This window comes from Streptomyces sp. NPDC089799 (assembly GCF_040684755.1).
Lineage (GTDB): Bacteria > Actinomycetota > Actinomycetes > Streptomycetales > Streptomycetaceae > Streptomyces.
Genome location: NZ_JBFBGR010000019.1, coordinates 40,043 through 55,281, shown reverse-complemented (window position 1 = coordinate 55,281; position 15,239 = coordinate 40,043). Strand labels below are relative to the sequence as shown.

The window sequence follows — 15,239 nt, the reverse complement described above, 5'->3', positions numbered from 1 at the left end:
GCCGGCATGGGGGGAACTGCCCGTCGCTGGGCGGTCGGGATCGGGGCCGCGTTCGTCGTGTTCTGGCTGTGCCTGTGGCTGGCCCGGGCCGTGTCCTTCGGCTGGCTGCCCGAGGCGGAAGCGGACCGCTGGGCGGTGGCGGGCGCCTTCGCGGGGGCCATGGCCGCGGCCGTGGGCGGACTGACGGCGTGGTGGGCCGGGCGCGGGGCCCAGGGCGGAGCCGGCGGCCGGGACGAGTCCGTGGTGCGGCAGGCGGCCCGCGCGGACGGGGTTGCCGAGGTGGAGCAGGTCGCGGGCTCGCGGGGCCCGGCGGGCACGCGGAGCCGGCGCCCGGCCCGGAAGAAGGTGTCGCAGAAGGCGAAGGCCACGGGTGAGTCGAAGATCGGACAGGTGGGCGGCGATCGGACTCCGTAGACGCGACGGGGACGCCGAACGGCAGCCGGCCGGCCGGCAGGCCCCCGACCGGCAGGGCGGACCGACGGCCTCGACGCAGAAGGTGCCACCGCAGGTGTTGCCGGAGGTGCCACCACCGGTGCCGCCGCAGGTCTCGCAGAAGATCTCGCAGAAGGCCGAGGCGTCCGGCGGCAGTTCGGTGTACCAGGCGGCGGGCGACCTCTACGTGGTCGGTGAGGCACCCCGGCCCGCTCCGCAGGCCCTGGCCTCCCTGCCGCCCGCGCCGGCCGCGCTGGTGGGACGGGACGGCGAGACCGGGGAGCTGCTGGGCCTCCTGGACCCCCGGGGCGCCGGCCCGTCGGTGGCCGTCATCACCGGCACGGCGGGCGTGGGCAAGACGGCCCTGGCCCTGCACGCCGCACACGAGGCCACCGCCCGGGGCTGGTTCCCGGGCGGGGCGCTGTTCGCTCCGCTGCACGGCTACGACGGCGAGGGCGAGCCGTCCGTCGAACAGGTGCTGGCCGCACTGCTCCGGGCCGTGGGCGTGCCGGGCGAGGACGTGCCGGCCGGGTTCGCGGAACGGCTCGGCCTGTTCCGTTCGGAGCTGAGCCGCCGAGCCGCCGAGCACGGGCCGGTGCTGGTGCTGGCGGACGACGCCGGAAGCTCCGGCCCGGTCGGGGCACTCGTACCGGCACAGCCCGGCCACCGGCTGCTGGTGACCTCCCGCCGGACGCTGGCGGACCTCCCGGCGCGGGCCGTGGCCCTCGGGGAGCTCGACGCCGCGTCGGGCGCCGGGCTGGTCACCGGGACGCTCCGGCTGGTCCGGCCCGGCGATCCCCGGCCGGCCGCCGAACCGGAGGCCGTGGACGCGCTCGTGGCGGCGTGCGGGCGGCTGCCGCTGGCACTGCGGGTGTCCGCGGCGCTGCTCGCCTCCGATCCGGGGCTGCCGGTGGCCGCCCTGGTCGCGGACCTCGCCGACGCCCGCGGCCGGCTGTCTCAGCTCGTCTACGACGACGGCGACGGCGGGGAGGACGGGAGCGACGGGAACGGTCCGGGCGGACCACTGGCCGTACGGGCGGCCTTCGAACTCTCCTACCGGCGGCTGCGTCCCGAACTCGCCCGTACGTTCCGGCTGCTCGCGGTCGACCCCGGCTCCGACCTCTCCACCGCGGCGGCCGCCGCCCTGACCGGTGGCACGCTCCGCGGGGCCCGCCGCTCCCTGGCCGGGCTTGCCGCCCACAGCCTGCTGGCGGAACAGCCCGTGGGCGGCGACCGCTGGCGGATGCACGACCTGATCCGCCTGTACGGCGCGGAGCTCTCGGCGGCCGAGCCGGAGGAGCGTCAAGCGGCCCTCGCCCGGCTGCTGGGGCACTACGGCGCGACAGCGGCCGCCGCCGGCTCCCACATACGCCGCGCCAGGAGCGGCGAGAACCCGGCCGACGACGACGAGGGAAGGTTCCGGGGGCGGGAGGACGCCCTGGCCTGGTTCGACGAGGAGCGGGTCAACCTGGTCGCCTCGGTGCCGCTGGCCCTGTCGGCCGGGCTGCTCCGCGACGCGACGGGGCTGGGCAGCTGCGTCACGGAGTACCTGCACGAGCGGCACCACGACGAGGAGGCGGTCGTCACCGCGCGGGCGGTACTGGAGGCGGCCCGGCTGCTGGAGGACCGGGACGCCGAGGTGTCCGCCCTGTGCAACCTGGCAGTGAGCCTGAGGGCGGTCCACCGCCTAGAGGACGCCGTGCGCACCTACCGGGACGCCCTGGAGATCCACCGGGAACTCCGGAACGGTGTGAAGCAGACGACGGCGTCGAACAACCTCGGGCTGGTCCTGCTGGACCTGCACCGCTTCGACGAGGCCGTCGAGGTACTGACCGGGGCCGTGGAACTCTGCTCGGACGACCCCCGCATGAGGGCCGTGGTGCTGAACAGCCTCGGCCGGGTGCTGGCCGCCGCGGACCGCACCGGCGACGCCATCCTCGCCTACGAAGAGGCCGTCGGTCTGCACCGCGAAGCGGGCAACCGGCCCCGCGAGGCGGACGTCCTGAACAACCTCGGCCGGCTGTGCCGGAACAACCGGTGGTTCGACCAGGCGGTCCAACTGCACACCCGCGCCCTGGAGATCTACCGGGAGGTCGGCGACCAGGTCGGCGAGGGGTACGCGCTGAGCAGCCTCGGTCTGGTGCTCACCCTGACCGAGCGGCACGAGGAAGCCATCGAGGCCCACACCCTGGACGTGGAGCTGTGCCGGGAGCAACACCACCGCCACGGGGAGGCCCAAGCCCTGTCGAATCTGGCGCAGGCCCTGGTGGGAGCCGGGCGCCACTTGGAGGCGGTCGGCCACGCGGAGCGTGCCGTCGCCCTGTTCCGGGCGCTCGGGTACCGGCGGGGGGAGGGGGTGGCGCTGAGCCACCTCGGCACGGCCCTGGTCTTCTCCGGCCGCCTGGCCGAGGGCATCGAGGCGCACGAGACGGATCTGCGGCTCGCCACCGAGGACGACGACCGGAAGGGCCGGGCATCGGCGTGGCAATCCCTGGGCACGGCCTACCGGATCGCGGGCCGCCATGCCGAGTCCATCCGGGCGTACCGGCTGGCCTTTGAGCTGTTCGGGGAGGCCGGCGACATCCATTCGACCGCGGGCGCCCTGGTCAACCTCGGGCATGTGCTGACCAAAGCCGGACGGCCCGCGAGCGCCGTCGAGTTCCACGCCCGGGCCGCGGAGCTGTTCCACGCCCTCGGGGATCCGGAGTCCGCTGCGCGGGCCGAAGCCGGCCGGGCCGCCGCACAGGCCGCCACCGCGGAGCAGGGTGGCACGGACCCGGAGGACGCGGCCGCTCCGGACGGCGCCCCGGACGCGGAGGGCGCCCCGGACGGCTGAGCCCGGCCGCCACACCCGTCCCACGGCGCGGGGGTCAGGCGAGCCCGGGAAGGATCTCGCGCGCGACGCGGTGACCGGATTCGGCGGCCCCGTCGATGTAGCCCGCCCATCCGGCGGCGGTCTCGGTGCCCGCCCAGTGCAGGGGGCCGACGGGCGCGCGCAGGGCGGGACCGAAGCGGGTGAGGGTGCCGGGCGGGGCGAACGCCCCGTAGCACCCGCGGCTGTACTCCTCTTCCGCCCAGTCGCGTTCGATGTAGGCGAGGGGGCGTCGGGCCCGGGGGCCGAAGTAGCCGGCGAGGTCGTCGATCACCCGGGCACGGCGTTCGCCGGGGTCCATGCGCGAGCCGGCGTCGGCGTGCCGCCCTTCGAGGAAACCGACGAGCACACCGGGAGCGCTGCCGTGGGGGGTATCGCCGTCGGGCGTGCCGGCGTAGGGCGTGTTGTCGAAGACGGTGCCCAGGGCGCGGTGGGTGCTGTTCGCCTGGCCGCTCAGGCCCGCGCGGCGCCAGAACGGCTCCTCGTAGGCGACGTTGACCTTGATGACCCGTCCCATCGGCATCCGCTGGACGAGCTGGTCGCGGTCGCCGGGCAGGCCCGGGGTGAAGCGGATGCGCGCGGCGAGCGGCGGCGGCACCGCGACCACGGCCCGCCGGGCGCGCACGGTCGGGCCGCCGCGCGTGGTGACGCGGACGCCAGGGGCCCCCGGAGGCTGCCACTCGATGTCGGTCACCGGCGCGTCGAGGACGACCCGGTCGCCGAGCTGCTCCGCCAGCCGCAGCGCAATGCACTGCGTTCCGCCGATCACCCGGTCCTGCTGCGCCCCGCCGACGACGTCGATGAGCCGGTCGAGACCTCCGGCGGCGCCGACGTAGAAGGCGGCCCAGAGCGCCGACATGTCCTCGGGTCCGGCGGAGAACACCGCCTCGGTCACCAGCCGGAAGAAGGCCCGGCCGGACGCGGTGCGCACGGTCCCGCGCAGCCAGGTGTCGAACGTCCGGGCGTCCAGCGCCTCGGCCCCGGGCGCCCGCCACGGGTCGGTCCCGGCGACCCGGCGGGCGATCCGGTCCAGTCGGTACTGGGCCTGGCCGATGTCGGCCAGCACCAGCGGGTTCAGCCGGGGGATCCGGCCCGTGTACTGCGAGCGGGACGGCCCGAACTCGGCGATGTGCTCACCGTCGGCGTGGGTGGGGTGGGTGCGCAGGCCCAGTTCCCCGATCAGCCGCAGTACGCGGTCCTGGCCGGGTCCGACCCACTGTCCGCCGAGCTCGACGGGCGCGCCGCCGGGCAGCTCGGCGTTCAGGAGCCGGCCGCCGACCCGGTCGCGCGCCTCCAGCACGAGCACGTCCGCCCCGCCCCGCGCCAGGTCGCGGGCGGCCACCAGGCCCGCCACTCCGGCGCCGACGACCACGACGTCCGCGGACCTCTCCGTCACGACCACCATGCAGACAGAGTGCATCCGCGGGGAAGCGCTGCGCGAGGGGCGTGCGGTGAACATCCCTCCAGCCGGTACGACTTCCGAGCCCGTCAGCACACCTTCCGGTAAGGCGTACCGGGGATGTACGTGCGCCATTCCTCGGGGGTGATGTCGCGGCCCACCCGTTTGCAGACGGCGGCGGCCGCGTGTTCGGGCACCAGGTCGAAGGCCGCCGTGTGGTCGCCGCCCAGCGCGCGCAGGACCCCGTCCGGGCCGAAGGCCAGCACGTCCAGGCGGCGGCCGCCGGTCGGCAGCGGGCTGCCCAGGGCGAGCCGTTCGCCGGTGTCCCACATCTGCAGCCGGTCGCCGTCCGCGACGACGGCCAGCAGCGTCCCGTCCTGCGAGAACACCGGCTCGTCCGCGTCGTCGACGGTCCGGCTCCCGGCACGCGGGGCACTGCCCGAGACGTGTGCGATCCGGGTGCGGCCGGCCCCGTCCCACAGCTCGACGGAGCCGGTGTCGCGGACCAGGGCCAGCAGGCGTCCGTCGGGGGAGAAGGCCAGGGCGACGGCGGCGCCGGGCCCCCACGCCCCGTCCCGGACGGCACCGGAGGCGAGGTCGAGCACCTGGCCCGTCGTCGTGGCGAACAGCTTCCCGTCCGGGCTGAACCGCCCGTACCCGGTGGTGTGCGGGAAGCGGCGGATCTCCTTGCGCTGCCCGGCGTCCCAGACCTGGATCGTGCCGCCCGAGCCGTCGCGTATGCCGCCGGGGACCACGTACGCGGAGACGTACCGCCCGTCGGGAGAGAGGGTGAGGCGGCGGACGGTGTCGTCACCGGGGGCGAAGCGGTGGACCTCCCGGTTCCGCACGGTGTCCCACAGGACGATGTGCTGCGCTCCGTCCGGGGTGTAGTCGGTGAAGGCGAGGACCGTGCCGTCGTGACTGAGGGCGTTGTAGACGTGCCGGGTCGGCAGTTCGCGCCACCGCTGGGGGACCGTCAGCAGGGTCTTGCCCGTCCGCAGGTCGACGAGGCGCTGTTGCATGTCGGTGAAGCCTTCGCGGACGACCGCCTTCGTCCCGTCGCCGGACGCGGCGGCCGCCACCGTCTCGCGGCCGGGTGCCGGCAGGTCCAGTACCGCCGAGAGGTCCACCCGGCGGACGAGGCTGTCGGAAGAGGAGAGGAGGACCAGGGTCCTGGTGGTCTCGTCCAGGGCGGCGCGGTCCCACGATCCGCGCTCCTGCCGCTGCGAGAAGGGCGGGAGGGACGCCAGGAGGCGGTTGCCGTCGGTGCGCCATATCTCCAGGTCGCCCCTCGGGGAGTAGCCGAAGAGGAAGTTCCCCTTCGAACTCAGGTGGACGTCGGTGAGGTCGAGGGACATGCTCGCGGCGGTCCGGTTGCCCTTCGTGTCCCAGATGTCCGCGTAGGTGTAGCGGTCCGGCCACGGGACGCCCATGGTGTTGGCGCCCCTGGGGGTGCCGTTGGCCAGGCGGGCGAACCTGCTCCCGTCGGGGCTGAAGACCGTGTCGCGTTCGCATCCGCCGTTGGTCGCGGTGCCGAGGCGGATCACCCCCGATCCGTCGAGCCGCGACAGTGCCGCGCCCGCGGAGTCGCACGTCACCTGGTGGATCCCGTCGGGGGACACGGCTCCCGGAGTGGTGGTGACCGGCCTCCCGGACGGGTCCAGGACGCGCCCCGCGCTGCCGGTGTCGGGATCCCTGTCCACGACCTGCCCGCGGTTGGTGAGGCGGAGGGCCATCGGGTTGTCCGGTTCGAACGGGAAGGACGCGCCCAGTGCCTTTCCGGTCGCGAGCTCGACGACCTCGGCGCGGCCGCTGCCGGCCTTGCGGAGGACGAGGCGGCCGTCAGGGCTCATCGCGGTTCCTCCGGCCTCGCCCCACAGGAGCTCGCCGGACAGGGGCTTGGCTGTCCGTCCGCCGGCGGCCGGGGAGGTGAGGTCGGTGAAGGTGACCGTGACCGGGGTGTAGACGACCACGCCACTGCCCGTCTCGGTCAGTTCCGTCCCCGACTGCTGCCCCCCGTCCAGCCGCGGCAGGGCCACCGTCTCGGACTCCAGCTGGGTCAGCGAGGCGTACAGCGCCGCCCGGGATTCCGGGACGGGTGCGATGCGGTAGGCGGCGAGGCCCAGCAGCCTTGCCGTGTCCGGTTCCTGGCCGCGCAGGCTGTCCGCCGTCTGGGCCACCGTACGGGCCTTGGCCTCGGCCTGGCGGCGGTCCGCCTCGGCGGCGCGCAGACCGGCTTCACGGTTCTGCAGGTAGGCGACCGCGCCCGCGAGGAGGGCGAGCACGGTGGCCGCGGCCAGGCCGGCCCGCAGCCGGCGACGGCGGCGGACACCGCGTACGGCCTCGGCACGGGCGGCCGTCAGGAACTCCAGCTCGGCGGGATTGGGACTGAGGTACGCCGGCGCCGTGGAGAACGACTCCAGCAGGACGCGGAGTTCGGATCCGGTGAGCAGGTCCTCGGGGCGCCTGCCGTGGGCGGCCCACCGGTGGGTGGTGGCGGTGAGGCGCTGCCGGTGCGTGATGAGGGTGCGGTCGGCGGCCGTCCAGGCGCGGAGCCGCTGCCAGGCGGGCAGGAGGGCCGTGCTGACCGGACGCAGCGCACCGTCGGGTTCGACGAGGAGGACCCCGGCGGCGGCCAGGGCGTGGGCGGCGCGGGTGACCGCGCGCTGTTCCGCTTCCGTCCGGCCGGCGAGGAGTTCGGTCCGCGTGGCGGTACGGACGGTGTCCTGTGAGCCGTCGAGCGCACCGCCGGGCACGGTGAGGCGCAACAGGAGCTCGCGGGCCGCGAGTTGCGCGTCGGGGGCGAGGGCGGCCCAGGCGGCTTCGGCCCGGTCGCCGAGCGGCGGCACCACCTCGGAGGTGCGCACGAGGGGAGCCTCTTCGGCCTGGAGGACACCGGCCCGGAGCAGGTCGAGGCCGGCGCTGCGGACGGGGTCGTGGCCGGAGTCGTGGCCGGTGTTGTCGGGGTTGCCCGGGTCTTCCGGGTTGCCGGAGCCGCCGGGGCCGTTAGGGCCGCCGGGGCCGGCAGGGTCGTCGGCGCCCGCGGGGTGGTCCGGGCCTGCGACTTCGGCGGGGCCCGCGGGGTCGGCGGGGCCGGCGGGGCCGGCGGGCGTTCCGTGTCCGTCGCCCGGGGGCCGGGAGCCGGCGGATCCCCCGGCACCGCCCGGAACCGCGGGACGGGCGGGCCCGGGGGTCGCGGCGTCGATGAGCCCCGTCAGGAGCTCCCGGGCGCCGGGCCGGAGCGCCGGTTCCTTGGCGAGTGCGGCGGCCATCAGGGGACGCAGTCGGGGCGGGAGGCGGGAGAGGTCCGGGTCGACCGACGTGGTCCGGTAGACGACCTCCGGGACGGTCTCCCCGCGGAACGGCTCCGACGCGGTGGCGGCGTACAGCACCACCGCACCCCAGGCGAAGACGTCCGAAGCGGCGGAGGCCCCTCGGCCGGAGAGGACCTCGGGAGCCATGTACCCGAAGGTGCCCATGATCGCGCCGCCCACGGTCACCGACATGTCCGGGGCACGCGCGATGCCGAAGTCGATGATGCGCGGACCGTCGGGACCGAGCAGGACGTTGCCCGGCTTCAGATCACGGTGGACCACTCCCGCGGCGTGGATGGCGACGAGGGCCGTCGCCGCACCCGTGGCCAGGCGCAGGACGGCGTCCTCGGCCAGCGGCCCCGACGCGCGCACCTCCGCGGCCAGGGTGGGGCCCGGCACGTACTCGCTGACCAGGTACGGCGTCTCTCCGTCGACGGCCGCGTCGAGCACGCGGGCCGTACAGAAGGCGGCCACCCGCCGGGCCGCCCTCGCCTCCCTGGCGAACCAGGTGCGCACGACCGGATCGGCGTCACGGTGGAGCGCCTTGAGCGCCACCCGTGTCCCCCGGGCGTCGTACGCCTCGTACACCACGCCCTGGGCACCGGCGCCGAGCCGGGCCGCCAGCCAGTAGGCACCGATCCGCTCGGGATCGTCGGGCAGTAACGGCGATCCGCTCACGCGGCGCGCTCCCTCCGGCCTCCGGGCGGCTCCGGCACGGCGGGCCGGAGCGCCGGCGCACCGCCCCGGGCACGGCGCCGACCGGATCATGCTGTCCCATGAATCCGGCGTTCCGCCCCGTGCGGCCGGGCCGGGTTGCTACAGCCTGAGCCCCGGGATGTCGTCGGCGTCCTCGGGTACCTGCCATTCCACGCGGCCGTCCCTGAGGATGACGGCGTCGCCGGAGGGGCGGACGAGGAGACGGGCGCCGCCTGCTCCGGCGGTACGGGAGGACCAGAGCGTCCGGCCGGCCGTGTCGCGCACGGTGAGTTCGCCGTTCGCCGCGAAGAGGGCGTCGGCTCCGGAGCCGGCGGTGCCCGCGCTCCACAGGGTCTCGCCGTCCTCGTCCCGGACCGTCAGGTCTCCGTCGGCCCCGAGGGTCAGGCGTACGGATCCGGCGTCCAGGGTGTCGCCGGGCCGCAGGACGGTGCCGGGGTGGACCTCGACGGAATTGTCGAGGGTTCCGTCGGCCAGGGCGCGGAGGGTGGGGATCGAGGGGGTGAAGGCGTACACGGCGCCCTCGGTGCGGACGAAGCGCCGGAAGTCGAGGGTGGTGGCGCGGTTCCCGCCGGTGGAGGTGGTGGGGGCGGACTCGAAGGCGACCGGGGAGCCGGTGCCGATGACGGTGTCGGCGCCGGGCTGCGGGTGCCGGGCGGGCGGGAAGTCGGTGTTGTTGCTCCACTTGCGCGCGATGAACTCGAACTGCTCGACGATGTCGGCCTGGTAGCTGACGAAGAGCAGTCCGCGGTCGGCGGGTGCGGTGTCGCCCGCGCGGTGCGGCGGGCCGAACGGGATGCCGCGGCGGATGATGCGCCGGGAGTCGTGCGTGGAGGACGGCAGGGGCGGCCGTCCGGGAGCCGTGCTCAGCCCGCCGCGCGGATAAGTCTTGCGGATGTGCGCGAAGAGCGGGGTGGTCAGGCCCTCGACGTCGTCGTGGAAGTCGAAGGCGTTGTCGGGGTCCGAGGCGGGGGAAGGGATCCGCTCGGCGGCCGGGCAGGTGGCGACCGGGGCCCCGCCGGGCCAGCGGCCGACGAAGCGGGCGGCGAGCCAGGTGGTGTCGGCGTCGGCGGGGGCCGCGCCGGACTTCTTCAGCTCCTTCAGGAGGGCTCCGGCCTGCTCCCACCATCCCGGTACGTCCTGGGCCAGCCGCCGGACCACCTGGAACGAGCCCCCGGTGGCCCAGGCGGGCAGCCCGGCGGGCCGCTGCCCCACCCGTTCCTGGCCGACGATGAACTCGCCCGCCGGCACGAGCCGGGTTCCGGGCCTGCCCTGTACGTCCGTTCCCGTCGCGTCCGGGGCGTGGAAGCCGCGTACGCCGGGTTGGCTGATGGCGTCGAGGAACCCGAAGTGCTCGTGGCCGCGCAGCGCCCCGGGCAGTGTCGCGGCGTCCTGCCGGAACACCACCTCGGCACGGGCGCGCCGCAGGGATTCCAGGTGGCGGTCGACGGCTTCCGCGAGCTGCTCCGGCCCGTCGCAGGCGAGGGTGAGTACGGCGTGGACGTCGTCCGCCGAGGTGCCGAACAGCCAGGACGCGGGGGCGCTGGAACCGGTGTCGCCGAGCTGCTCGGCCCGGGCGCCGGGGCCGTCGCGGAAGGCTTCCGCGGTGCCTCCGGGCGGGACGGCCGGGAAGGGGTTCCTCTGGGCAAGGTGTCCCAGCCCCGCGTGGGTGAGGCTGATGCCCGTCCAGAGCGCGGACATGGTGGCGGGGTCCACCCCGTCGCGCAGGCGCCGGGCGCGGCTGAACTGCGCGTTGAACTGTGCGACCCGGTCCGTGGTGGACAGGTCGGGGACCAGCTCGCCGAGCCAGCGGCGGGCCCGGGTGACCTCGCGGAAGCGGATGAGGAACAGGCACGCGTGGTCCTTGCGGAACCCGGCGAGGACGTCGCCCTGCGTGGTGGTGTCCGTGCGCAGGGGCAGGGCCCGGTCCGCCGTGTCGGACGCGGAAGGAGCCGGGGCGGCGGCCGCCGTGTCGGGCGCGGCCACCGCGGGTGCCTGGGCGGCCGCCACACGGGAGGTCCCGACCGCCAGCGCGGCCGCGGCACAGCCTCCGGCTCGTACGACGGTCCGGCGCGTGAACTGCATGGATCCTCCGACAGGCAGGGCGGTGAGGGGAGTCGAGGCTCGACGGCCCCTCACCTTCGGCGATCACCGCGGGGTGCGCGTGACGCCGCACCGATCGGCAGCCGCACGATCACCCGCACGCGAGACCGGATCCGGCGGACGGCTCACGGACCGTCCCGCGGCGGCGGGAAGGCGTCGTCGGCCGGGCGGACCGGGCGGGGCGAGGGCGGGGCGAGGGCGGGCCGGGAAGGGGCAGGGAGCGACTGGGCGGGACGGGGCGGCGGATCCGCCGGCGTCCGGGGCGGGTTCGGGATTCACCGTGCCACGTCGCCCCGGTACGCGGGCGCCGGGGCGGGGTTCGGGATCACCGTGCCACGTCGCCCCGGTACGCGGGCGCCGGGGCGGGGTTCGGGATCACCGTGCCGCGTCGCCCCGGTACGCGGGCGCCGGGCCCACGTGGGCGTCCAGTGCCGCCGCGATGATCCGGTCGAGCAGGTCGGGGTCGCCCTGGAGCACGCCGTGCTGCAGCACGCCGTGCCGGACCGCGCCGTGCGGTTCCCGGTCGCCGAGGGCGAGCTGCAGGCTGCCCCAGGCCCACAGTTGGGCGGTGCCGTGGAGGTTCGCCCACAGGGCCGCCGCCGTCACGGCGGGAGGCGGGGGTGCCTGCGACCCGGCCGGCTGCCCGGCGGACCGCTGTCCGGCGTCCTGCTCCGCCCGGCACTCGGCGACCAGGGCGACCATGCGCGCGAACAGCGGCACCGTCGACTCCCGCAGCCGTCGCTCGCCGGACGCGTGCCGGTCGCTGTCCAGCAGGTCGTGCCGGAACATCAGCTCGAACATGCCGCGGTGCTCCAGCGCGTAGCCGACGTAGACCCGTGCGATGGCATGGAGCCGGTCCCGGGGCGAGGTCGCCCCGGCCATGGCGGCCCCGACCCTGGCCGCGAGGTCCTCGAAGCCACGGCCGGCGATCGCCGACAGCAGGGCGTGGTGCGTGGGGAAGTACCGGCGCGGGGCGCCGTGCGACACCCCCGCCCTGCGTGCGATCTCGCGGAGCCCCAGCGAGGCGGAGCCCTCGGTGAGGACGAGCTCCACACCGGCGTCGATCAGCCGCTCCCGCAGGGAACCCTCGGCCGGTCCTCCGGCCGGGCCCGCGCCGGAACCCCTGCCCGAGCCCCCGCCGGAACCCCCGCTTGAAACCTCACTGTCCATGGACGCTGTCTACCAGAGCAGCCGGCCGGCACCCACCCACAGCTCGACCACCTTGGGTGACACCGGATGGCGCCACCTGACGCCATCTGGCGCCAAACGATGCCAACCGACGTCACCCGACACCGCTCCACGCACTTCGGAGCGGACGACCAGGCACGACATCGAGGCGGAACAGATCGCCATCTTCACGTTTCCGCAGCTCAGAGCCTGCACAACCAGGGCAGCGCCAACCGCGCGCCATTCAGGCTTGCACTTGGCGCCAAAATGGTGCCATCATGACGTCATGAACCTCACGCCGTACATCGGGGGAGTCTCCTCGCCCCGTACGACGGCGAAGCAGAACAGCCACAGCGCAACCACAGCCACAGCCACCAGACCCAAGAGGACGGGACAGCCATGCCTTCTTTCGACACCCCGGAAGCCATCTCGGCCGTGGCGCACGTGGAGGCCGGTTCCATCCGGTTCATCGCGAGCGACCGCCTCGACACCGTCGTCGAGGTGCAGCCCCGCGACCCGGAGAAGGACCAGGACGTACGCGCGGCCGAGCGCGCCGAGGTCACGTACGCGAGCGGCGTACTGACCCTCAAGACGCCGAAGCAGCGCAACTCGCTCCGCCGCCCGGGGACGATCGACGTGACCGTCGAGCTCCCCGCGGGCTCGCACGTCGACACGACCGGCTCCTGGACCCAGGTGCTCGGTGAGGGCCGGCTCGGCGAGGTGCGGGTGAAGACCTCCTCCGGCGACGTCCGCCTGGACGCGACGGGGCCGCTGCGGCTGACGGCGTCGCACGGCTCGATCACCGTGGACCGGGTCGAGGGCCCGGCCGAGATCACCACCAGCTCGGGCAGCCTGCGCGTCGGCCACGTCGACGGACCGGCCGTCCTGAAGAACTCGCACGGCACCACGACGGTCGGCACCGCCACCGGCGAGCTGCGGGTGAGCGGTGCCAACGGGGACATCGAGATCCGGCGCGCCGAGGGTTCCGTCACCGCCACCACCGCCCACGGCACGCTGCGCGTGGGCGAGGCGGCCCGTGGCAGCGTCCGGCTGGAGACCTCCTACGGCGCCATCGAGGTCGGCATCCGCAAGGGCACGGCCGCCTGGCTCGACGTCAGCTCCGTGTCCGGCCAGGTGCGCAACCTGCTCGCCGCCTCCGAGGCCCCCGGGGAGACCGAGGACACGGTCAAGATCCACGCCCGCACCCGGCACGGCAACATCGACGTCCTCCACGCCAAGGCGTGACGGCAGGACCTACACGCCGACCAGCGGCCGGTCCGGGGCCTGCGGCGTGCGCCAGGCGGTGGTGAGGAGCAGGGCACCGGGGGCGATGCCCCCGGCCAGGGCGACGGCCGCGTCGGGCGCGTCGAGCACGGCCAGGACGAGGGCGACGAGACCGCAGGCCGCGATCGCGGCGCCCAGGACGTGGAGCGAGGGCCGGTGCCAGACCACCGCGAGGCCGAAGAAGTGCACGCCGACCACGAACGCGATCCAGCCCACGGCGGCATGCGGCGTGTGCAGCACGCGGCCGATGAGCAGGAGTCCGACGGCCAGGCCCAGGACCTCGGCGGCCACGACGTACCAGTAACGCCGCCCGAAACCGGTACGGGGAGAGGGGCCGGGCACGGGCGCGGGGGTGTGCGCCCGGAAGCCCCGGCGGTTCAGGAAGAGCCCCAGGAAGGCCGCGATCGCGACGAACCGGAGCGGGGCCGCGAAGAGCTGCGGCAGGGCACCCGCGTTCGCCTGTACGAACACGAGGCCGAAGGCACCGCCGATGAGCCGGCCGGTGAGTTGCTTGGTCATGATCACCAGCTTGTCATGACCCCGCCCTGATCGGCCGAGGGGAGGCCGGGTGGAGACCGATCGACCGAGGGGGAGGCCGGGTGGAGACCAGGCGGAGGCGGGAGGGACCGGCCGGGAACCGGAACCGGACGTTTCTCGCCGTCCGCCCGCCTCCGGCGGGGAGCACCGTGCAAGATGGCGTCACGCCGGCCGGAGGGCCGGTCGGCCGGTCTCCGAGGGGCCGTTCGCCGGAGGGCCGGTCAGTGGGCCGGGTCCGGCGCGGTCACCCGGCGGACGGTCCCGGCGACGAACGGATCGGGAAGCAACGGTGCGGAACGACGACTGCATTTTCTGCGGGATCGCACGGGGGGAAGCCGAGGCCAGCGTCGTCCACGAGGACGACCACGTCATCGCCTTCATGGACCTCCGACCGGTCACGCCCGGCCACCTCCTGGTCATCCCCAAGGAGCACGCCGTGGGACTGGAGGACCTCCCCGACGACCTGGGCGCACGCGTCTGGGCCACCGCGCACCGCCTCGGGCGCGCGATGCGGCTGACCGGCCTCCGCTGCGAGGGTGTCAACCTCTTCCTGGCGGACGGCGAGGCGGCCTTCCAGGAGGTCTTCCACTTCCACCTCCACGTCATCCCGCGGTTCAAGGGGGACCCCTTCCGCATCCACACGGACCAGCGGGTGCACGAGCGCGACCGGCTCGACGAGACCGCCGATGCCGTGCGCCGCGGCCTGGTCGCCCTGGACGCGCTCCCCCGCTGACCTCCGGTTCTCGCCGTGCGCGACGTGTCGTCGGGCCGCTCCGGAAGAAATTTCCAGGAATCTTGACCGGAGCTGTCGATCCGGGCGCCTCCCGTTCGACGCAGGGGTGAGAGGCAGGGAAAGCCCCCGCCCTCCCGACCGAGGAGTCACCATGCCGCGCTTCCTGACGATGATCCGCATCAACGAGCAGAACCTGCCCCCCGAGTCGTTCCCGCCGGAGTTCGAGCAGCGCATGGGTGCCCTGTTCGAGGAGATCACGAAGGCCGGGGTCATGCTCGACACCGCCGGGCTGCTCCCCACGGCCGAGGGCACCCGTCTCAGCTGGTCCGGCGGCAAGATCACGTACACCGACGGCCCCTTCACCGAAACGAAGGAGGTCGTCGGCGGCTACTCCCTCACCCAGTGCAAGGACAAGGCCGAAGCGATCGAGTGGACCCGCCGCTTCCTGGAGATCCACCCGGTGGAATGGCAGGTCAGCGCCGAGGTGCGGGAGATCCAGGAGATGTAGCCCAGTCCCGACCGGGTCGCGTTTGCCCTGCTCCGTCACGCCTGCTCTAGTGGGTCGTCGTGACGGCAGGGAACGCGGCGGGGAACACGCCAGGGGACGACGGGGCCGAACCGGACGCAACGGCCCCGGCGGACCCGGCAGTCCCGGAGGCTTGGGCAGACCCGGCAGTCCCGGAG

At 74.9% G+C, this 15,239-nt stretch carries 10 protein-coding genes; 5 read left to right on the top strand and 5 right to left on the bottom strand.

Going from position 1 to position 15,239, the window contains the following annotated elements; translation table 11 throughout:
- Positions 1-6: 6 nt before the first annotated feature.
- On the top strand, positions 7-414 hold the full coding sequence (locus tag AB0O36_RS21525) for a hypothetical protein (RefSeq protein WP_365112778.1): 408 nt from the start codon (positions 7-9) through the stop codon (positions 412-414).
- 94 nt (positions 415-508) lie between these two features.
- Positions 509-3,268 (top strand): tetratricopeptide repeat protein, encoded by a 2,760-nt coding sequence (locus AB0O36_RS21520; protein ID WP_365112776.1) that lies wholly within the window; start codon positions 509-511, stop codon positions 3,266-3,268.
- 34 nt (positions 3,269-3,302) lie between these two features.
- Here AB0O36_RS21520 and AB0O36_RS21515 read toward each other — a convergent pair whose 3' ends face one another.
- From AB0O36_RS21515 to AB0O36_RS21500, 4 genes are all read right to left on the bottom strand, one after another.
- Positions 3,303-4,709 (bottom strand): FAD-dependent oxidoreductase, encoded by a 1,407-nt coding sequence (locus tag AB0O36_RS21515; protein ID WP_365112774.1) that lies wholly within the window; start codon positions 4,707-4,709, stop codon positions 3,303-3,305.
- Between the two features lie 83 nt (positions 4,710-4,792).
- Positions 4,793-8,695: a WD40 repeat domain-containing serine/threonine-protein kinase gene (locus AB0O36_RS21510; RefSeq protein WP_365112772.1), complete on the bottom strand. Its 3,903-nt coding sequence runs from the start codon at positions 8,693-8,695 to the stop codon at positions 4,793-4,795.
- A gap of 138 nt (positions 8,696-8,833) precedes the next feature.
- On the bottom strand, positions 8,834-10,816 hold the full coding sequence (locus AB0O36_RS21505) for a Dyp-type peroxidase (RefSeq protein WP_365112770.1): 1,983 nt from the start codon (positions 10,814-10,816) through the stop codon (positions 8,834-8,836).
- 393 nt (positions 10,817-11,209) lie between these two features.
- Positions 11,210-11,914: a TetR/AcrR family transcriptional regulator gene (locus tag AB0O36_RS21500; RefSeq protein WP_365112958.1), complete on the bottom strand. Its 705-nt coding sequence runs from the start codon at positions 11,912-11,914 to the stop codon at positions 11,210-11,212.
- 486 nt (positions 11,915-12,400) lie between these two features.
- On the opposite strand from AB0O36_RS21500, the gene AB0O36_RS21495 reads away from it, so the two are divergent.
- The gene (locus AB0O36_RS21495; protein ID WP_365112767.1) at positions 12,401-13,246 is read left to right on the top strand and encodes a DUF4097 family beta strand repeat-containing protein; all 846 of its coding nucleotides are present in this window, start codon (positions 12,401-12,403) and stop codon (positions 13,244-13,246) included.
- A 9-nt stretch (positions 13,247-13,255) separates the two neighbouring features.
- Here AB0O36_RS21495 and AB0O36_RS21490 read toward each other — a convergent pair whose 3' ends face one another.
- Entirely contained in the window at positions 13,256-13,804 is a 549-nt protein-coding gene (locus AB0O36_RS21490) for a hypothetical protein (RefSeq protein WP_365112765.1), read from the bottom strand.
- 307 nt (positions 13,805-14,111) lie between these two features.
- On the opposite strand from AB0O36_RS21490, the gene AB0O36_RS21485 reads away from it, so the two are divergent.
- Together AB0O36_RS21485 and AB0O36_RS21480 are read left to right on the top strand one after the other, a co-directional pair.
- Positions 14,112-14,555, top strand: coding sequence for an HIT family protein (locus AB0O36_RS21485; protein WP_365112762.1), 444 nt, complete (start codon positions 14,112-14,114; stop codon positions 14,553-14,555).
- A gap of 151 nt (positions 14,556-14,706) precedes the next feature.
- Positions 14,707-15,063 (top strand): YciI family protein, encoded by a 357-nt coding sequence (locus AB0O36_RS21480; RefSeq protein ID WP_365112759.1) that lies wholly within the window; start codon positions 14,707-14,709, stop codon positions 15,061-15,063.
- The last annotated feature ends 176 nt before the right edge of the window (positions 15,064-15,239 follow it).